We start from the raw sequence: 18,915 nt of genomic DNA, 5'->3' as shown, positions 1-18,915 counted from the left end.
ACGACCCGAGACCGCCGTGGTCCCAGGTCGCCTTCTCGCCCGGCCCCGGAGGTTCCCATGGTGTCCCCCGTGTTTGGCTTCGCCGATCTGCACTGCCACGTGATGGCTCACCTCGGATTCGGCGGGCATCTGCTCGCGGGCTTCCCGGATGGAGACATCGAGCGGGCGCTGTCCCGGTGTGATCTCCACCTGCACGGGGCCTGGGGACTGGGGCAGTTCGGCCGGGACTGGCCCCTGGTGCAGGCGTTCATCGAGGGGGGCTTCGGCCACGGCCCCTGTGGCCATGGCACCTACGCGGACTGGCCCTCCTTCAGCACCATGGCGCACCAGCAGGTGTTCGTGGACTGGCTCAAGCGCGCCCATGACGGGGGGCTGCGGCTGCTGTGCAGCGTGGCCGTGCACAACGAGCTGCTCGGCGAGCAGATGCAACGGCGCGGGCAACCCCTGGACTCGGACGAGCGCTCCATCGAGAAGCAGATGAGGGAGCTGCGCCGCTTCACCGCGCGGCACGCGAGCTGGATGGGGCTGGCCCTGAGCGCCGCCGAGGCCCGACGGCTCATCACCGAGGGCAAGCTCGCCGTGGTGGCCGGGGTGGAGGTGGACTCGCTGGACAGCCTGCGCGGAGACCGGGCGGCGCTCAACAAGCAGCCCCTCACGCCCGAGCACCTGCCGCGCATCTTCGAGTGGCTGCGCGAGCAGGGCATCCGGATGATGACGCCGCTGCACCTGGCCAACAACAGCCTGGGGGGCGCCGCCGTCTACGACGACAAGTTCAACCTGCTCAACCACTACCTGCGCGGCCGCTTCTTCGACGTGGAGGGCAGCAACCAGGTGAGCTTCCGCATGGGGCAGGACCTGGGCTTCGAGACGCGCGCGGCCATCACCGTCTACGAGGTGTTGCATGGGGCGCGCTACCCGGGAGGTTATGCCCTCAACGCGCCGGGCCTGGGCCACATCAACCGCAAGGGGCTCACCCCCGTGGGCGAGGCCTTCCTGCGCGAGGCCATGCGCCAGGGGTTCATCCTCGACGTGGACCACATGTCCACGCACTGCACCAACGCGGCGCTCGCCCTGGCCGAGGGCCGCGGCTACCCCGTGGTCGCCTCGCACTGCGCCTTCCGCGACCAGGCGCTGGAGCCCCACGAGACGAGCATCAAGGGCAAGCGCGCCCACGAGGGCATGAAGACGCGCGAGCAGGCGCGGCGCATCCTGGAGCTCGGGGGGATGCTCGCCCCCATCACCAACCAGCACGAGCTGAAGGACTTCCCGGGCAGCAGCGTGGCCAATGACTGCGCGCGCTCGTCCAAGACGTGGGCGCAGTCCTACCAGTACGCCGTGTCCCTGCTGCGCGAGGTGGGCCGGGGCGGCGTGGCCATGGGCACCGACTTCAACGGCCTCAACCAGCAGCCCGGGCCCCGCTACGGGCCCCACGCCGCCCATGGACTCGTGGACGACTCGCTGCGCGTCAAGCGTCGGCGCCCGCAACAGATCGCCCAGTTGAACGCGCCTCCCCTGCCCTACACGGGCACCATGTACCGCACGGACGTGCCCTTCGCGCGCTCGCGGGCCGGCTCGCGCGAGTTCGACTTCAACACCGAGGGCCTCGCCCATATCGGGCTGGTGCCGGACTTCATCCGGGACCTCGTCCACGTGGGCATGAAGGACGAGCAGTTGGATCCACTCTTCTCCTCGGCCGAGGCCTTCCTGCGCATGTGGGAGTCCTGCGAGGCGAGGGGCGCGGCGCTCGTGGCCGGGGAGTTGCTGGAAGCTTCCATCCCCCGGCTCTCCTAGTACGCGAGTAGCGGGCGAGGAGGGAGGCGCATGTTGCCGCCGCGCTCCGGGGCCTCACCTTTGGTGTCGAAGCACGCACGAACCGGAGGCTGGCGCATGTCGCACGCGAACACGGATGTGGAGACGCTCAATTCATTCCTGCGCGGGGAGTTGTCCGCGGTGGAGACCTACCGGCAGGCCATCGGCCACGTGTCGACGGACCGGCTGCGCGATCCGTTGCAGGACTGCCTGAGAGATCACGAGCAACGGGTCGCCGCCATCCGCGAGCGCATCACGAAGCTGGGCGGCCAGCCCTCCGAGGGCTCGGGCGTGTGGGGCGCCTTCGCGAAGATCGTCCAGGCGGGCGCGGACGTCCTGGGAGAGCAGTCGGCCATCCAGGCGCTCGAGCAGGGGGAGGACCATGGCCTCGCCGACTACCAGCGCGACATGGACAAGACGCATGGGGAGGCGCGCCGCTTCGTGCGCATGGAACTGCTGCCCGCGCAGAAGCGCACGCATGACCGGATGAGCAAGCTCAAGAAGACGCTGCACTGAGCGCGCCCGGGGGGAGACGGGAAGCCGTCCTCCTCCCGAGCCTGTACAATGGGCGGGAATGGAGAGCCCGCCCCGCCCCACCTGTCCGCGCTGCGGAGAGCCCCGAATCCTCGCGCCCGAGTGCCCACGATGCGGCGTGCTCTACGCCAAGGCCCGAGCCCGGGCAGCTCCCACGCCGCTCCCCGATGCCGCCACCCAGGCGCTCCCCTCCCCCCTCGTCCCTCCGACCGAAGGAGCCGGTGTGCCCGGGGACCGTCCGGAGCCGGCGCTCACCTGGCACGGCGACCTCGAGGACGCGCGGGACGAACTGCGGCTGCGCCTGTTCGCCCTTCCCGTCGTGCTGCTCGGCATGTGGCTGCTCGTGAGCAACCCGACGGGCCACTTCCTGCTGCGCACCTTCCTCTCCATGTGGATCCACGAGCTGGGCCACGCCCTCACCGCCTGGTTCTGCGGCATCCCGGCCATCCCCGGACCGTGGAAGACCCTCGTCTGGGAGACGCGCACTCCCCTCGTCTTCGCGGGGCTGGCCTTCCTGCTCATGGGGCTCGTCTTCCGGGGCATCCTCCTGCGCAGCCGGCTCTGGGTGGCCGCGGGAGCCCTCGGACTCCTCCTCCAGTTCGCGGGCACCGTGCTGGGCAGCCCCACCACGTCCCGGATGCTCATCACCTTCGGAGGCGACGGCGGCAACCTCGTGCTCGGCACGCTCCTCATGATGACGCTCTACCTGCCCCGGGAGTCCGCGCTGCGCCGGGGCTGGCTGCACTGGGGCTACCTCCTCATCGGCGCCGCGTCCTTCGTGGACACCTTCCATGAGTGGTGGGGTGCCCGGACGGACTTCGCGATGATTCCCTTCGGCATCCAGGAGGGCAACTTCAGCGACCCGACCGTCCTCGTGGACCAGTACGGCTGGGACGAGCTGATGCTCATCCAGCGCTACACCCGGTTGGGGCTGGCCTGTCTGGCGGTGCTCGCCCTGGCCTACGCGGTGGGGCTGTGGCGGGCCCGCACCGCACTGCGGGCCCTGGAGCAGCCCCCCGGCGCCTAGGGGCTCCGGGTCTTGCGCACGTCCACGGCGGTGGCGCCCGAGGGCCCGCCCTGCGTGAGCAGTTGGATGGAGTGGACGCGCCGCTCCACTTCCTGGGCATCGAGGAAGATGGACAGCATGTCGCGGATGGTGGGCAGCACCCGGGCGAGCGACACAGGGGTGAGCAGCTGAGGATCCACCCCGGCCTTGCGGCACGCGCGCGTCATCGTCGAGGGCGCGATGACGGGAGACAGACCACAGCGCGCCACCACCGCGTCGAAGAGCGAGCCCGTATGCCCCGCGGGAGGATGAGCGGCGGCGGGCGCATGCGACGCGGACAGATGCGCCGAGGGCGAGACCGCGGCGGGCGTCACCGGATGAGGATGAGCGTGCGTGGGCGGGTGCGCATGCACGGGAGCGTGCCCGTGCCCGTGCGCGGGAGCGTGCGTGGCGGAGTGGACGGCGGGGAAGGAGCCGGAGGGAGTGGTGAGCCCCTCGGACTCCGCGCGGCGCCGCAGCTCGGTGCGCACCTGGGCGCGCAGCACCTCGATGTCCTCCGTCTTCGAGCAGAAGGCATCCACCTTCACCGCGAGCGCCTCGGAGATGAGCTTCGCGTCGAAGCCGGACGTCAGGCCCACCACGGCCACATGGGCCGTGCCATCCAGGCTGCGCACCGAGCGCACCCACTCCGGCCCATCCAGCCCTGGCATCTCCAGGTCCAACAGGATGCAGTCCACCGGCTGGGCTTCCAACAGCCGCATGGCGTCCATGCCTGTCTCCGCGATGATGACGTCATGGCCGTCCTTGCGCAGCGCGTCCGCGGCGCGATGGCGGAAGTCGATGCGGCCATCCACCACCATCACCCGGCGGCGCCGGCCCGCCGAGACCAGCCGGGGTGTGCCGTCCGACTCGGGCACCTGCGTGAGCTCGTGCGCCTTGCGCACCACGTAGGCCGGATCATAGGGCTTGCCCACGTAGTCATTGGCGCCGTGGGACAGGCCCTTGAGCCGCTGCACCACCGCCGCCTCGGTGGACAGCATCAGCACCGGCAGGTTGGCGGTGCGCGTGTCGCGCCGCAGCTCCTCCAGCAGCTCCACGCCGTCCCCGTCCGGCAGCAACATGTCCAGGATGAGCAGCTCGAAGTCATGCTCGCGCAGGGCCTTGCGCGCCGAGGCGAGGCTGTCGCACAGGGTGGTACCAAACCCCGCGGCGCTCAACACCCCGCGCATGTCCGCGCGCACCGTCGCGCTGTCGTCCACGATGAGCACACGTGCCTTCATGCCGTTCCTTCCCTCGCGTCCGCTCGCGCGAGCGCCGTCAGCAGGAGCGGAAGCGCCGTCAGCCCCACCACATGCTGTGCCGCGCCCAGCCGGATGGCCTCGCGGGGCATGCCGAATACCACGCACGTCGATTCATCCTCTACCACCGTGGTGGCCCCCGCGCGCCGCATCGCTCCCAGCCCTTCCGCTCCGTCTCGTCCCATGCCCGTCAGTAAACATCCGATGGCCGACGCGCCCAGTTCCCGCGCCACGGACTCGAATAACGTGTCCACCGAGGGACGGCAGGAGTGGCGCTCGGGTCCGTCTTCGAGCCACAACCGCCCACCCCGGACCACCATGTGCCGATTTCCCGGAGCCATGCGCACGCACAGCCGGCCCGGCAGCGGCAGGGCCTCACCGTCCACGGCCTTGCGGACCTGCAAGCCGCTGCGCGCCTCCAGCCACTCCACCATGGCGGTGTCGAACTGCTCGGTGGTGTGAAGCACCAGCAGCATGGGCAGGGGGAAGCCCGGCGGCAGCGCGCCCAGCAGGAAGCTCACGGCGGCGGGTCCCCCGGTGGAGGCCCCCACGACGAGCAACCGGGGGGCCTGGGCGAGCGTGGGCACCGCCGGCACCACGGGCGGGGGGCGGACCGGCTCACGCTGGAAGCGGGCCCTCACGTGGGTGATGACGCGCACGCGCGCCGCCATCCGCACCCGCTCCAGGAAGGTGCGCGACCACTTCGCGTCCGGCACGCCCGAGGGCTTGTCCACGGCGTCCACCGCCCCCGCGGCCAGCGCGTCCATCGTGCGCTGGCCCTCGGTGCGGCTCTCCGCCGCCGAGAGCACGACGATGGGGGTGGGGCAATGGGCCATGATGAGCTCGGTGGAGCGCAGCCCATCCAGCTTCGGCATCATCAGGTCCATCGTCACCACGTCCGGCCGCAGCCGGTGGCAGTGCTCGAAGGCCTGCTGGCCGTCGAGCGCCTCGCCCACCACCTCGAACGTGCCATCCGCCGTGAAGAGCTCCGCGAGCCGGCGGCGGATCGTCAGCGAGTCGTCGACGATGAGGACACGCAGGCGCTTCATGAGACGGGCCTCCGTCCCTGGGCGGCGCCTTGCGCCGCCAGCCGCGCCACCGTCTCCAGGAAGCGGTGCTGGTGGAACTCACCCTTGACGATGTAGGCGGACACGCCCGCTTCCCGGCTGCGCCGCAGATCCTCGTCCGTGGCGAGCGAGGACACCATGAGGATGGGCAGGGACTGGAACTCGGGGGTGGCGCGCAGGTGGCGCGTGACGTCCAGACCGGACATGCCCGGCATCTCCACGTCGACGATGAGCAGCGAGTGGCCGCCGCGCTTGATCTTCTCCAGGCCCTCCTCGCCGGAGGCGGCCAGTTCCACCTGGTAGCCCGCGGCCTCGAGGATGCTCTTCTCCAGCATGCGCGTGGTGACGGAGTCATCCACCACGAGGACGCGGTGGCGCGTGAGGGGACGTACCTGGGGCGCGCCGCCCGTGGTCCCGGACTGGATGCGGCGCACGAGTCCCGCGGCATCCAGGAGCAACAGGGGCACGCCCTGCTCGTCGAAGCTGGCCCCGGCCACCAGTGGCAGCGCGGGCACGGTGGAGGGCAGGGGCCGGCTCACCCGGCGGGAGATGCCGAGCAGCTTGTCCACGCCCACCGCGGCCCGGCCCCCGGTGCCCGCGTCGAGCACCAGCACGGACCAGGCCCGGGGCCGTTGCGCGCCCGCCCCCGCGCTGTCGAGCGCATCCACCAGGGGCAGGAAGGACAGCACCTCGCCCTCGTGGGAGATGCTGCCCCGGCCCCCCGTCCAGGTCACGGCGTCCCCCGGCAGGTGGAGCGCGCCGCCGAGCGACTCCAGGGGAAGCAGCAGGCGCTGGCCACCGGCCGCCACCCCCAGCACCTCCAGCGAGGCCAGGGTGAGGGGCACCTCCAATTGGATGCTCGTGCCCAGACCCGGCCGGGAGGAGATGGACACCTCGCCCTTGAGCCGACGCACGGTGTCGCGCACCACGTCCAGGCCCACGCCGCGGCCAGACACGTCGGTGATGGAGCGGGCCGTGCTGAAGCCCGGCCGGAAGAGCAGCTCCAGGAGCCCCGCGTCATCCAGGGTCTCCACCTCGTCGAGCGTGGCCACGCCGCGCTCCAGCGCCACCTGACGCACCCGCCCCAGGTCCACGCCCCGCCCATCGTCCTCGCACAGGAAGGACACGCGCCCGCCCCGCCGCCGCACCTCGAGCTTGAAGGTGCCCGAGGGGGACTTGCCCAGGGCCCGGCGCTCGTCGGGGTTCTCCAACCCGTGGTCCACGGCGTTGCGCACCACGTGCAGCAGCGCCTGGCGCACCGCCGACAGCACGTGCCCGTCGATCTGGATGTCACCGCCCTCGGCGCGCACCTCCACCTGGCGGCCGAGCGAGGAGGCCACGTCGCGCGCGGCCAGCTCCAGGGGGCCGAAGAGCGTCTGCGCGGGAACGAGCCGCAGGGTGTGGGCCCCGTCGCGCAGACGTCCCAGCTCCGACTCCACCTGCCCCAGCCCGCCGCCCAGCTGCCGCCCCGCCTTGCCCAGCGAGGAGCGGATGCCCTCGGCCACGGCCAACACCCGCGACAGCCACCGGGCACGCTCGGCGGCCGTGCCGCTGGAGGCCACCGGCGAGGTGAGCTGCTCGATGAGGCCATTGGCCCCCTGCTGCGCATGGGCGAGCGACTCCACCACGCCGCGCAGACCCCCGAGCTGCACCACCGCCTCGCTCAAGCCCTCCAGGAGCGTGTCCAGCCGCTCCAGCTCCACGCGCACCACCTCGGACGAAGACGAGGGGGCCTCGGCGAGGCGGATGGCGGACTCTTCCTGGGAAGCCTCCTGCTCGGGCGCCGGCGGCGGCGCGTCCAGGGCATCCAGGGCGACGGCCATCTGCCCCACCAGCCGCAGGAACTCGTGCACGCTGTCGGCGGGCAGCAGGTTGCCGCTGTCGCGGTAGGGCGAGAGCGCGTCCTCCACCGCGTGCGCCATCTCCGCCAGGCGCACCTGCCCCACCACGCGCGCCGCCCCCTTGAGGGTGTGCGCGTAGCGGAAGAGTTCGGGCACGGCCTCCGCACCGCCCTCGCCGTCGTCCAGCGCGAGCAGGCCCTGGGTGAGCTGCTCCAGCAGCTCCCGGGCCTCGATGCGGAAGTAGAGAAGGGGATCACTTTCCAGGCTCATGCGGAGCGCGAGGCCTCCTCCAACAGTTGGCGCACCAGGGCGTCCACGTCCAGCACGGGCAGCAGCGTACCGCCAGGCAGTGACACGCGGGTGGCGAGCAGGGGATGGGGCGAGGAGGCGACGTCGTGGTGACGCTGCTCGGCGGAAGCGCGCAGCTGGCCCTCGAAGCCCGTCGCCGCGAGCCCCACGCGGCGCGCGCCTCCGGCGATCAGCAGCCAGCCCGGCGCCTCCCCCGAGGCGAGCCCCAGCAACGCCGAGAGATCATGCACCGCGAGCAGTTGGCCCCGGAGGCCGACGAGCCCCAGCAACGAGGCCGGAGCCCCGGGCAGGCGCACCAGGCGGGGCATGAGGTGCAGGCCCGAGAGATCCCCGAGCCGCACGGCCAGGGAGGTGCGGCCCACGCGCAGCCGCAAGAGGGCCTCGCCGGGCTCGCGCTGGGCCGGAGGCGGCCGGGAGAAGGACGAATCGAAGCTGTCGCGCAGCTCCTCCAGCCGCAGGGTCCCCCGCTGGGATGACGCACTCATGGAACCTCCGTACACGCCTGCAGTTCACGCAAGCCCACCTGCATCAGGCCATGCCGACCAAAGCCCCCGCCGAAGAGCGTCAGGCGCAAGGGCTTCTCCTGGGGAAGCAGCGAGAGCGCCATACGCAGCGCCACCCGGGCTTCCGCCACGTTGCCCGCCCGCCGCGCCAGGGTCCCCGCGCGCAGATGGCTCAAGGCGAAGGTGGGATCCGCGCGCGCGGCCGCCGCGTAGCGGTTGCGCGCCCCGGCATCGTCCCCGGAGTGCTCCAGGCACACCCCGAGCAGGAAGTGGGCCGAGGCCTCCGTATCCCGCATCGACAGGAGCTGCTGCCCCGCGTGCTCGGCCTCGGCGAAGCGGCCCGCGTTCAGGTGCAGCACGGCACGCAACAACTGCCCCTGGGGCAGCGCCGCCTGGGGCAGCGCATCCAGCCGGGCCCAGGCCTCCGCGTAGCGCTCCGCGTCGAGCAGCGGCAACAGCGCGTCCAGCCCCTCCTGCATGGGCGGCGGCTGCCGGACGGACGCCTTCACCGCCGCGGGCACGGGCGCGCTCACGGGCACGGCGGCGGCGGCCGGAGCGGGCGCCTTGCGGCGGTAGTAGAAGGCATCCGCGCTGCGCAAGAGCTCGAAGTCCTCGGAGATCCCACGCAGCGTCTCGCTGGGGCCCAGGAAGAGATAGCCGCCGGGGACGAGCGCCTGCGACATGCGGGCGATGATCTTCCGCGTCACCTCGGCGGGAAAGTAGAGCATGACGTTGCGGCAGAGGATGACGTGGAAGGAGGCCGGGGCCCAGAAGGCGGGGGCATCCTCCAGCAGGTTGCGCTCCTCGAAGAGCACCTGATCCCTCAGCGCGGGCCGCAGGAAGAAGCCCTCGGAGGAGCGCTGGAACCAGCGCTCGCGCAGGGCCTGGGGCACGGAGCGCAGCGACCAGGGCGAGTAGCGCGCGTTGCGGGCATGGGCGATGGCGCGTGGGTTGACGTCGATGCCCAGCACGCGCAGCTGCGCGGGGTCCACCTTGCCCTGCTCGCGGCACAAGAGCGCGATGGAGTAGGGCTCTTCTCCCGTGGAGCACCCGGCGCACAGCACGCGGATGGGCGCCCCCGGCTGAGCGAACGAGGGCAGCACCTTGGACACCAGCACCTCGAGCTGGGCGGGGTGGCGCAAGAAGTACGTCTCCCCCACCGTGAGCCGCTCCGCGAGCGCCCTCCACTCGGCCTCGGAGGCCGTGGAGTTCAACAGCGACAGGTAACCCTCCATCCCGCGGCTGGCCGAGCGCTCGAACAGCAAGGGCGCCAGCTCGCCCCACTGCTCCGGTTCGTAATGCAGGCCCAACCGCTGCTCGACCAGGGCGATGAAGCGGGCGAGGGGTGAGCGAGACAGGGCCTCGGTCAAGACAGTTCCTTCCCCGCGGACCGCGTCAGGCGGTCCCACACTTCCCGGGGCAACAGGTGGGACGAGCCCAACACGGCCAGCAGGTGGCCGTCGAGCGCCCCCAACCGCTGCACATGGCCCTGGGCCGTCTCGCGCAGCAGGGAGGGCACGGCCTCCAGGGAGTCCGCCTCCAACGAGGACAGGCCCCGCACCTCGTCCACCTCGATCACCAGACGGCCCTCGGGGACGCGCAACGAGACGAAGCGCCCGCCCATGCAGGGCTCGGCAGCCCCGCCACTCAGCAGCGCCCCCAGGCTCACCACCGGGGCCGACGTGCCGCGCACCAGACTGACGCCACGCACGAAGGCGGGCGCCGACGCCACCGGGGTGACCGGCAGCGGCCTCATGGTCTCCTCGACCTCATCGAGGGGCAGCGCGCACATCCACGACCGCGCCCTCACCAAGAGGAAGCGGCGTGACCCCGTCCCGGGCATGACTGGCTCCTTCGGGTTCGTCGTTCAGGCCACAGCATGCACCCTTCGAGGGTGTCAAGGCGAGAGCGAGCGGCGACCGCGCCCACCGCCTGCCTGGTGCGAGGGGCCGCGCGACGGGAAGTGCACGGGGAGGGTTGAACCCCACACGCCCGGCGGATAGGGAAGCCGGACCCATGCCGCCCCCCCGCCCCCCCCGGTCCAAGAGGCTCCTCGTCGCGTGTCTTCTCCCCGTGCTGCTCGCCGGGGGGGCCGTGGGCGGGAAGGCCTGGCTCGAGGGAGACGAGGTTCGCGCCCGGGTGATGGCCCGGGCCAGGCCCGCCCTGGAGTCACGGCTGGGCCCGGTGCGCCTGGGCGACGAGTTCCACGTGGGCTGGACGGGCACGGTGACGCTGGGGCCCCTGGAGGTGCCGGGCACCCGTCCCGAGGGCCCTCCGGTGGTGCGCATCGAGCACATCACCGTGCGCCCCCGGTGGCGGGCGCTGCTCACGGGCCGGCTCGAGGTGGGCCGGGTGGTGCTCTCGGAGGTGATGATCGAGGCGGGCCCGTCCGGGCGGGAGCTGCGGGACCTGCTCCAGCGGATGCGCGCGCCACGTCCCACCCCGGCCCCCGCCACCGCCTCCTCGGGGAGCGGGGGCGCGTGGCCGGAGGTGGTGGTGGAGGACCTGCACCTGGCCTTCGAGCGGCACGGCCGGGTGGAATGGGGCCCGCTCTCCGCCCGGGTGCGGCGCGAGGACGTGGACGGCGTCCCCGGGCTGGCGGCGACGGCCGGACTGCCCGGCGGAGGACACGCGGAGTTGTCCCTTCGAAAGACGGAGTCCGGCGTCACCGGGACGCTCCAGGTCCGCGAGGTTCCGGCGGGGCCCGTGTTGTCGCTCGCGGAGCCGCCCTGGGCCATGGAGGGTGGAATCCTGGAGGCGGAGGCGCGGGTGGAGGGCTCGGAGGCCACGTTCTCGCTGGCGGTGAAGGGACTCGCACTGAGAGATGCCCGGCTCGCGCCCGAGCCGGTGGGGCCGCTCGCCTTCTCGGCGGAGGGCCGCGCGCGCTGGGAGCTGGAGCGCCGGCACGCGAAGCTCGAGTCCCTCCGGGTGACGGTGGGCGAGCGCCGCGAGGCGGGCGTCGAGGTGACGGGCGAGGCGGACTGGAAGCAGGCCCCACGCTTCTCGCTGCGCGCCGAGCTGCCGCCGATCACCTTCGAGCAGGCCCTGGCGGCGCTGCCTCCGTCCCTGGTACCGGACCAGGAGCTGGCGAAGCTGGAGGGCCACTTCCAGGGGACGTTCACGGTGTCCGGCGTCGTGGAGCGCCGGGAGGACTGGGAGGTCAAGGCGAAGCTCGACGTGTCCAAGCGCAAGGCGTCGGATCCAGCGGGGCCGCTGGCGTGGTTGCGCGCGCCCTTCGACTACCGGCCGCTGACGGCGGAAGGCCGCGGGCGGGAGCTGCACATCGGCCCGGGCAACCCCCGCTACGTGCCCTACGCCGAGCTGCCCCGGGTGATGGTGCGCGCGGTGCTGCGCAGCGAGGACGCGGCCTTCTGGGTGCACCGGGGCTTCGACTTCGACTCATTGAGCACGCTGCTGCTCAAGCCCCCGGACGACAAGGTGCGCGGAGGCTCCACCCTCACCCAGCAACTCGCCAAGAACCTCTTCCTGTCGCGGGAGAAGACATACGCACGCAAGGTGAAGGAGGCATACCTCACGCTGGGACTGGAGAGCAGCCTCTCCAAGGAGCGGCTGCTGGAGGTGTACTTCAACATCATCGAGTGGGGCCCGGGCATCTACGGCATCGGCGAGGCGGCGCGGCACTACTTCGGCAAGGACGCGCGCGAGCTGAGCATCCGAGAATCCGCCTTCCTCGCCACCATCATCCCCAACCCGGTGCGCTACCACGTGTACTGCACCCGCGGAGAGCTGTCCGAGGTGTGGAAGAAGAACGTGGAGAAGCTCCTGGGGATTCTGCACGAGGGAGGCGACATCACCTTCACCGAATACCAGGATGCCCTCGACGCGCCCCTCCCCTTCGCCTGCGGAAACAGCGAGGCCCAGGCGACGGAGGAACAGACGTCCGCCGATTGAGCCCGGACCAAGGACTCGTCTCGGCTCACGTGGTGGGCAGGGGGGCGGGTCCGAGATTGGACGGGTCCCGCACGAACTGCTCGGTGGGCGTGAGCCGCACGTTCGTCAACCCATGCCGCTCGACGAAGTCCTTGAAGCGCTCGGAGACGACGAGGTCTCCCACGAGACCGCGAGGACGGAAGATGTCCTCTCCCCGCCAGGTTCCCGGTTCCAGGGTGAAACCATGGATGGTGTCGACGCCCGACATGCGGCATTCCGGGCACGAGGGTGGCTCGGAGATGCGCATGCGACTGAACGCCAGATCCACCGCAGCTGGGCCGAAGCAGGTCGAGACCACGAAGTAGCGCGGCACGGTGACAGGCTTGCGCGGCCTCTTTCTCATGTAGCGAACCCGGAGCACCTCGACGGGGTGGAAACCCTCCAGGCCAGTAAGTCCCTCGGCACGAAAGGCCTCCGCGAATCGCTCGGAGATGAGGAGGGCATACGCTGAAGTCTCGATGAAATCTCCGAGATCCTCCCCATGCAGTTCCAGATTGACCCGATACGGTGGGAGCCACTTCAACAAGCCGACAAAGCCACCACACCGAGGGCAACGAGGCGCGTCCGCGCGGTTGACGGGCTCGGCCTTGTCGACGTCGGCATCGTAACGAGACCCGACACCGCCCTCTTCCAGGACGAAGAAGCGAGGGGAGATAGTCACCGGACGCCCTCAGCCCTCCGCGCGCAGCGTGAGGAGTGTCACCTCGGCGGGAACCCCGAGCCGGAAGGGCAACCAGTGGCCCGTGCCGCCCGACACGTAGAGCTGACCGTCCCCCTTGCGATAGCGGCCAAGCATGTAGTCGAAGGCGAACCAGAACACCGGCAAGCCCCAGATGGCCACCTGTCCGCCGTGGGTATGTCCCGCGAGCGTGAGCCGCGCCCCCTTTTCCAGCGCCAGGGGGAAGAAGGAGGGATGGTGCGTGAGGCAGATCACCACCTCGTCCGCCGACGCCCCCGCGAAGGCCACCTCCGCCGAGCGCCGCATGCGGTCCGCCTGCACCTGCATGCTGCGCCCGCGCATGGGGTAGTCCACTCCCACCACGCGCACCTTCTGCCCGGCATGCTCGAGCACCTGGGCCTCGTCCACCAGCAGCCGCACCCGACCGCCCCGGCGCGCGCTGCGCGCATAGCCCTCGAGCACCTCCTCGAGCCCCCGCCAGTGCTCGTGGTTGCCGAGAATGGCGAGCATCCCGTGTGGCGCCTCGCATGTCTCCAGCGCCGCCATCGTCTCGTCGAGCTGTGAGAGATCGTCGATCAAATCCCCCGTCATCACCTGGAGGTCCACGCGCGCCGCGTTCATCGCCGCCACCGCCGCGCGCACGTAGGTGGTGTCGATGAACGTGCCCACGTGCACGTCGGTGATCTGCCCGATGCGAAAGCCATCGAGCGCCCGGGGCAGGCCGCGCAGCCGCACCTCCACCTCGCGGATCACGAAGCCCGAGGCGCCTTCCACGAGCCCCACCGTGCTCGTCCCCACCGCCACGAAGGGCAGCGCGCGCCCCACCCCCGAGAGCAGCCCCCGCCGCTCCAGATCGACTCCCCCCGGCAGGGGAGGCGCGGAGGACTCGGCGACTCGCTTCAGTCGGGCGCGCTCCCTCCGCGAGAGCACCAGCGCCAGGGGCCAGCCGAGCAGCAACACGATGAGCGCGGAGATGGTCCACGCCGAGCCGAAGAGCCTCAGCGGCGCGTCCACCCACGGCACACCCCCGTGCGTTCCGTGCCCGAGCAGCCACGGCAGCACCAGCGCCACCCCCGAAAACACGGCCAGGCCGAGCAGCACGCTCCGGCGCCACCCCGTGCGCACCTCGGGCCACAGCCGGCGCAAAACGAGCCAGGCTCCCAGATTGATGAGAACGAAGATGATGAGTCTGCTCATGTGCGCCCGTGCATAACAAAGCGGGCGCCCCCTTGCCGTCCGAAGCTCCCTTCCCCACCCCGCCCGGCGCTATGGTCGGCGCATGCCCCACAGCCTGCTCGTCGTCCACGTCCAGATCCGCGTCAAACCCGAATCCATCGACGCCTTCCGCGCGGCCACCCTGGCCAACGCGAGCCAGAGCGTGAAGGAGCCCGGCGTCGCCCGCTTCGACGTCATCCAGGACTCCGAGGAGCCCACGCGCTTCGTGCTCGTCGAGGTCTACCGCACCCCCGAGGCCCCCGCCGCCCACAAGGAGACGGCGCACTACCTCACCTGGCGTGACACCGTGGCCTCCATGATGGCCGAGCCGCGCACCTCCCGGAAGTTCACCAACCTCTTCCCCTCGGACGAGGGCTGGTGACATGGCGGTGACGGGCTTCGAGTTCGCCACCGCCACCCGCATCCTCTATGGGGCCGGCCGTCTGGCCGACGCCCCCGAGGCGATACGGGCCCTCGGCGGCCACCGGGTGCTCCTGGTCACCGGCCGCGATGCCACGCGCGCCGCCCCCTTGCGCGAGGGCCTGGAGCGGCTCGGGCTGTCGTGCGTGTCCTTCACCGTGGAGGGTGAGCCCACGGTGGAGCGCGTCCGGGAAGGCACCGCCCTCGCCCTCCACGAGCGGTGTGACGCGGTGGCCGCCCTCGGCGGCGGCAGCGCCCTGGACGCGGGCAAGGCCATCGCCGCGCTGGCCCCTCACGGAGGGGATCCGCTCGACTACCTGGAGGTGGTGGGCCGGGGACAGGCGCTGACGAAGCCCTCGCTGCCCCTCGTCGCCATTCCCACCACCGCCGGCACCGGCTCCGAGGTGACCCGCAACGCCGTGCTCGGCGTCAAGGACGCCCAGGTGAAGGCGAGCCTGCGCGGCCCCACCCTCCTGCCCCGCCTGGCCCTCGTGGACCCGGACCTCTTGAAGGGCGCGCCCCCCACCGTGCTCGCCTCCAGCGGCCTGGACGCGCTCTCCCAGCTCATCGAGCCCCTGGTGTCCGCCCGCGCCAACCCGCTCACCGACGCGCTCGCCCGCGAGGGCATCCGCCGCTCGGCGCGCTCGCTGCGGCGCGCGGTGCTCGAAACTCCGGACGCGTCCGCGCGCGAGGACCTGGCACTCGCGAGCCTCCTGGGCGGCCTGTGTCTGGCCAACTCGGGGCTGGGCGCGGTGCACGGCTTCGCGGCCCCGGTGGGCGGCATGTACGAGGCCCCCCATGGCGCGGTCTGCGCGGCGCTGCTGCCCGCCACCATGGAAGTGAACCTGCGCGCGCTGCGCGCCCGCGCTCCCGAGCACCCCTCGCTCGCGCGTTTCCAGGAGGTGGCGGCGCTGCTCACCGGACGCGCGGAAGCGCGCGCCGAGGAAGGCATCACCTGGGTGCGCGAGCTGTGTGAGGCGTTGCGCGTGCCGGGACTCGGGGCCTACGGCCTGACGGAAGCGGAGGTGCCCCGGCTGGTGGCACGGGCCCGCGCGGCCAGCAGCATGAAGGCCAACCCCCTGACCCTCTCCGACGAGGAGCTCACGGAGATCGCCCTCCGCTCGCGCTGAGCTCGCGTCAAGTCCCCCTCCGAGGAGAATCTTCCGCCCACGGTGCGATTCTCCTCGTCCCGAGGCCCTCGGACCACTTGTTGCATCGTCAACAGACCGGGGGCGACCGCGCTATAACCAGCGGCCCTATGGCGCGTCGTTCCTCCGTGTGTTTCCCCATGGTGTTGGCGGTTCTCGTCGCGAGTGCTTGCGCGTGGACCCCCCCCGAGGAACCCGAGGCCGCCGAGCCCCCGCCCCCCTCCGCGCCAGCCGCCGCCGAGCCCACCGCGTGCGTGACGGCGCCCATCGTGACGAACGGCTCGCGCCTGCGAAAGCGCATCGCCCTCACGTTCGACGCCTGCACCACGCGCAAGAACGAGTACGACGAGCGCGTCATCCACACCCTGCTGGAGACCAACACGCCCGCCACGCTCTTCATCGGAGGCGGCTGGGCGCTGGCCAATCCGCGGCGCCTCCAGGAGCTCGCGCAGTACCCGGGCTTCGAGCTGGGCAACCACACCTTCTCCCACGCCAACATGCCCAAGGTGAGGGATGACCGGCAGGTGATCGAGGAGCTGCAGCGTGCCCAGCGCGTCGTGTACGATCTGACGGGCCAGATTCCCCGCTACTTCCGTCCGCCCTTCGGCGAGGTGGACGGGCGCGTGGCGTGGCTCGCCTCCCAGGCGGCGCTCACCACCATCAACTTCGATCTCCCCTCGGGAGATCCGGACGCGACCGTCACGCCCAAGCGCATGGTGGACTGGGTGCTCAAACAGGCGAGCCCCGGGGCCATCGTGGTGATGCACATGAACCACAAGCGCTTTCCCACCGCCGAGGCGCTCCCGACCATCATCAAGGGGCTGCGCAAGCGCGGCTTCGAGCTCGTCACCGTGGGCACCCTGCTGGATGACACCATCTGGCCCACGTGCAAGCCCGCCACCGAGCCCGAGCCCGCCCTGGTGGCCGGCGTCATCCCCTGACGCGCGGCTTCCAGAAGATGAGCTCGGAGACGCCCGGCACGGCGAAGTCCGGCAGCTGGCCCACCTGACGGTAGCCATGCCGCTCGTAGAAGCGCTGGGCCCCGGTGTTGAAGTCCGAGGTGAGCAGGAAGTAGCCCCCGGTGGGCGAGCCACACCCGGCCTCGTAGGCCGCGAGCAGCCGCGCGCCCAGGCCCGAGCCCTGCCGCGCCTCGCTCACCGCGAGCGTGCGCAGATAGGCACCCGTGCCGAAGGTGCCCCGGGTGAGGAACCAGCAAACCCCCATGGGACCGCTGTCCCCGGTGGCCAGCAGCAGCCCCTCACCGCGCTCGAGCGCGCCGTGGAAGCGCTCCGTCAGGGCGCTCGCGTCCAGCTTGTAGGCCTGGAAGAGCGGCAGCGGCGCCAGGGCGGTGGCCAGCGCGGAAAGGTCCTCCCGCGTCGCGGGGCGGATGACGGTGGACATCGAAGGACTCCTCTGGGGTGGGCCCGGCAGCCTATCCGGCGCCGAGCGCGCTCGCGAGCCGGGGCAGCACCTCGCCGGCACGCGCCTCCACGCGCACCTCCATCCATTCATGCCCCCGGCACTCGCCGATGTTGATGAGCCCCACGGGCATGCGGCGATCCACGGCGCGCTGCAGGAAGCGATAGCCCGAGTAGATGGCCAGCGACGAGCCCACCACCAGGAATGCATCCCCCTCCTCGAGCAGCGCGAACGCCTCCTGCACGGTGGGCGTGGGCACGTTGTCGCCGAAGAACACCACGTCCGGCTTGAGCGTCCCCTCGCAATCGAGACACGCGGCGACCTGGAAGGCGCGCACCGCGTCGTCGTGCAGCTCGGCGTCGCCGTCGGGCCGCGACTCGGCGCTCGCGGCGGTGAAACCGGGGTTGAGTTCCAAGAGCCGCCGCTGCAACTGCTCGCGCGGCTCGAGGGCGCCACACACGAGGCAGCGCACCCGGGCGAGCGCGCCGTGCAGCTCGATGACGCGCCGGCTGCCCGCGGCGTGGTGCAGCCGGTCCACGTTCTGGGTGATGAGCCCGAGCACGTGGCCCGCGTCCTCCAGGGCGGCGAGCGCCTGGTGCGCCGCGTTGGGCCGGGCGGAGGAGAAGCGGGGCCAGCCGATGAGGCTGCGCGCCCAGTAGCGGGCGCGGACCTCGGGCCGAGCGAGGAACTCGCGATGCTGGATGGGGTTGCGGGCGCGCGCGCGTGTGCCGGGGCCGCGGTAGTCGGGGATGCCCGACTCGGTGCTGCACCCGGCGCCCGTGAGCACCACCACACGGCGGCCGCGCAGCAGCGCCGTCAGGGCGTCCACGTCCCCGGGCCCGATGGGCACGGACGGTGTTTCCAGGGAGGTCGTCATGCGGCACTCCTCATAACCGCCCCGCGCCCCACGCGCCCAGCTCCCCCGGGGAGTGGCCCTCCACGGGGAAGCCCTCGTGCGCCCGGCCGCTCCAGGTGTGGCATAGTCGACGACCCATGCCCGGCCTACCCGCCATCCGCGGCTTTGTCTGCAAGACCATCCTGGACGCGGCCCGGAGTCTGCCCGAGGACCAGCAGCGCCGGATCTTCATGGACATCCCCCCCGCGACGCTCGCCCTGCTCGAGTCCACGCCGCGACTGGGCTGGGTCCCCATGCCCGAGAGCATGTGGCTGACGGATGCCCTCCATGCCACCCTGGGCAATCCCGGCTTCCGCCATTTCTTCTCCCTCCTGGCCGAGCACCTGGTGTCCGCCCCCCTGCTCCAATCGCTCTTCGATGGCGCGGTGCGTCTGCTCGGCCTGACGCCCCAGGCGATGCTCAAATGGTCCACCTATGCCTGGGAACAGGCGTTCCGCGACTGCGGACGGCTCACCTACCGCCCCATCCGCGACACGCCCAGCCACGGCCGGGTGGAAATGATTCTCGACGACTTCCCTCCCCTGCTGCACCGCGGCGGCACCTTCGCCGAGGCGCTCGCGGCCACCTTCGAGATGTTCCTGCGCCGTGTCTCCAAGAAGGGCCGCGTCGAGCTGCGCCCGATGCAACCCCACACGAACCGCCTCGTGTGTGACGTGTCCTGGGACTGACACTCCTCCAATTCCTGGCGCACGGCGTCACGCCCCTCCGCGTCTGCACGCAATGCGTTACATCCGCGTTGCATCATCAAAGTTATTAGAACCTGGGATTTTGTGTTATGCGGGCACAATCGACGAGACCGT

18 protein-coding genes are annotated in these 18,915 nt (G+C 71.5%); 8 read left to right on the top strand and 10 right to left on the bottom strand.

What is annotated here, in order from left to right; genetic code table 11:
- Positions 1 to 57: 57 nt before the first annotated feature.
- The 3 genes from D187_RS28085 to D187_RS28075 all read left to right on the top strand — a co-directional run bounded on the left by D187_RS28085 (position 58) and on the right by D187_RS28075 (position 3,370).
- Entirely contained in the window at positions 58 to 1,791 is a 1,734-nt protein-coding gene (locus tag D187_RS28085; protein WP_043431732.1) for a membrane dipeptidase, read from the top strand.
- Positions 1,792 to 1,887: 96 nt separating this feature from the next.
- Positions 1,888 to 2,325 carry a DUF2383 domain-containing protein gene (locus tag D187_RS28080; RefSeq protein ID WP_002625434.1) on the top strand — a complete coding sequence of 146 codons (438 nt, stop codon included), beginning with the start codon at positions 1,888 to 1,890 and terminating at the stop codon, positions 2,323 to 2,325.
- Positions 2,326 to 2,566: 241 nt separating this feature from the next.
- A complete protein-coding gene (locus tag D187_RS28075; RefSeq protein WP_002625432.1) occupies positions 2,567 to 3,370 on the top strand; it encodes a hypothetical protein in 804 nt (267 codons plus the stop codon).
- Here D187_RS28075 and D187_RS28070 read toward each other — a convergent pair.
- Genes D187_RS28070 through D187_RS28045 form a run of 6 tightly spaced genes read right to left on the bottom strand, consistent with a single transcriptional unit; the run spans position 3,367 to position 10,210 of the window.
- A complete protein-coding gene (locus tag D187_RS28070; protein ID WP_002625431.1) occupies positions 3,367 to 4,629 on the bottom strand; it encodes a response regulator in 1,263 nt (420 codons plus the stop codon). The genes D187_RS28075 and D187_RS28070 overlap by 4 nt on opposite strands.
- Positions 4,626 to 5,696: a chemotaxis-specific protein-glutamate methyltransferase CheB gene (cheB, locus tag D187_RS28065; RefSeq protein WP_002625430.1), complete on the bottom strand. Its 1,071-nt coding sequence runs from the start codon at positions 5,694 to 5,696 to the stop codon at positions 4,626 to 4,628. The genes D187_RS28070 and cheB overlap by 4 nt, the downstream gene beginning before the upstream one ends.
- Entirely contained in the window at positions 5,693 to 7,825 is a 2,133-nt protein-coding gene (locus D187_RS28060) for a hybrid sensor histidine kinase/response regulator (protein ID WP_002625429.1), read from the bottom strand. Before D187_RS28060 ends, cheB begins: the two co-directional genes overlap by 4 nt.
- Entirely contained in the window at positions 7,822 to 8,349 is a 528-nt protein-coding gene (locus D187_RS28055; RefSeq protein ID WP_002625428.1) for a chemotaxis protein CheW, read from the bottom strand. The genes D187_RS28060 and D187_RS28055 overlap by 4 nt, the downstream gene beginning before the upstream one ends.
- Positions 8,346 to 9,737 carry a CheR family methyltransferase gene (locus tag D187_RS28050; protein ID WP_002625427.1) on the bottom strand — a complete coding sequence of 464 codons (1,392 nt, stop codon included), beginning with the start codon at positions 9,735 to 9,737 and terminating at the stop codon, positions 8,346 to 8,348. Before D187_RS28050 ends, D187_RS28055 begins: the two co-directional genes overlap by 4 nt.
- Complete coding sequence (locus tag D187_RS28045; RefSeq protein ID WP_043431730.1) at positions 9,734 to 10,210, bottom strand: chemotaxis protein CheW; 477 nt, start codon at positions 10,208 to 10,210, stop codon at positions 9,734 to 9,736. The genes D187_RS28050 and D187_RS28045 overlap by 4 nt, the downstream gene beginning before the upstream one ends.
- A gap of 173 nt (positions 10,211 to 10,383) precedes the next feature.
- Between D187_RS28045 and D187_RS28040 the strand changes: the two genes are divergently transcribed.
- Positions 10,384 to 12,279, top strand: a complete 1,896-nt coding sequence (locus tag D187_RS28040) for a transglycosylase domain-containing protein (protein ID WP_155893620.1) — start codon at positions 10,384 to 10,386, stop codon at positions 12,277 to 12,279.
- Between the two features lie 25 nt (positions 12,280 to 12,304).
- Here the strand turns inward: D187_RS28040 and D187_RS55530 are convergent, their stop codons facing one another.
- Positions 12,305 to 12,979 carry an imm11 family protein gene (locus tag D187_RS55530; RefSeq protein ID WP_155893619.1) on the bottom strand — a complete coding sequence of 225 codons (675 nt, stop codon included), beginning with the start codon at positions 12,977 to 12,979 and terminating at the stop codon, positions 12,305 to 12,307.
- A gap of 9 nt (positions 12,980 to 12,988) precedes the next feature.
- The gene (locus D187_RS28030; protein ID WP_002625422.1) at positions 12,989 to 14,194 is read right to left on the bottom strand and encodes a metallophosphoesterase; all 1,206 of its coding nucleotides are present in this window, start codon (positions 14,192 to 14,194) and stop codon (positions 12,989 to 12,991) included.
- Positions 14,195 to 14,276: 82 nt separating this feature from the next.
- Here D187_RS28030 and D187_RS28025 point away from each other — a divergent pair, with 82 nt between their 5' ends.
- The 3 genes from D187_RS28025 to D187_RS28015 all read left to right on the top strand — a co-directional run bounded on the left by D187_RS28025 (position 14,277) and on the right by D187_RS28015 (position 16,721).
- Positions 14,277 to 14,594: a putative quinol monooxygenase gene (locus D187_RS28025; protein ID WP_002625421.1), complete on the top strand. Its 318-nt coding sequence runs from the start codon at positions 14,277 to 14,279 to the stop codon at positions 14,592 to 14,594.
- A 1-nt stretch (position 14,595) separates the two neighbouring features.
- Entirely contained in the window at positions 14,596 to 15,762 is a 1,167-nt protein-coding gene (locus D187_RS28020; RefSeq protein WP_002625420.1) for an iron-containing alcohol dehydrogenase, read from the top strand.
- Positions 15,763 to 15,920: 158 nt separating this feature from the next.
- On the top strand, positions 15,921 to 16,721 hold the full coding sequence (locus D187_RS28015) for a polysaccharide deacetylase family protein (RefSeq protein ID WP_002625419.1): 801 nt from the start codon (positions 15,921 to 15,923) through the stop codon (positions 16,719 to 16,721).
- Here the strand turns inward: D187_RS28015 and D187_RS50475 are convergent.
- Both D187_RS50475 and D187_RS28005 read right to left on the bottom strand, forming a co-directional pair.
- Entirely contained in the window at positions 16,711 to 17,181 is a 471-nt protein-coding gene (locus D187_RS50475; RefSeq protein ID WP_002625418.1) for a GNAT family N-acetyltransferase, read from the bottom strand. The genes D187_RS28015 and D187_RS50475 overlap by 11 nt on opposite strands.
- A 31-nt stretch (positions 17,182 to 17,212) precedes the next feature.
- Positions 17,213 to 18,076, bottom strand: coding sequence for an NAD-dependent protein deacetylase (locus tag D187_RS28005; RefSeq protein WP_002625417.1), 864 nt, complete (start codon positions 18,074 to 18,076; stop codon positions 17,213 to 17,215).
- Between the two features lie 116 nt (positions 18,077 to 18,192).
- Here D187_RS28005 and D187_RS28000 point away from each other — a divergent pair, with 116 nt between their 5' ends.
- A complete protein-coding gene (locus D187_RS28000; protein ID WP_002625416.1) occupies positions 18,193 to 18,783 on the top strand; it encodes a hypothetical protein in 591 nt (196 codons plus the stop codon).
- The last annotated feature ends 132 nt before the right edge of the window (positions 18,784 to 18,915 follow it).

The sequence above is a fragment of the Cystobacter fuscus DSM 2262 genome (assembly GCF_000335475.2).
GTDB classification, from domain to species: Bacteria; Myxococcota; Myxococcia; order Myxococcales; family Myxococcaceae; genus Cystobacter; species Cystobacter fuscus.
This window is presented reverse-complemented; position numbering and strand designations above follow the sequence as displayed.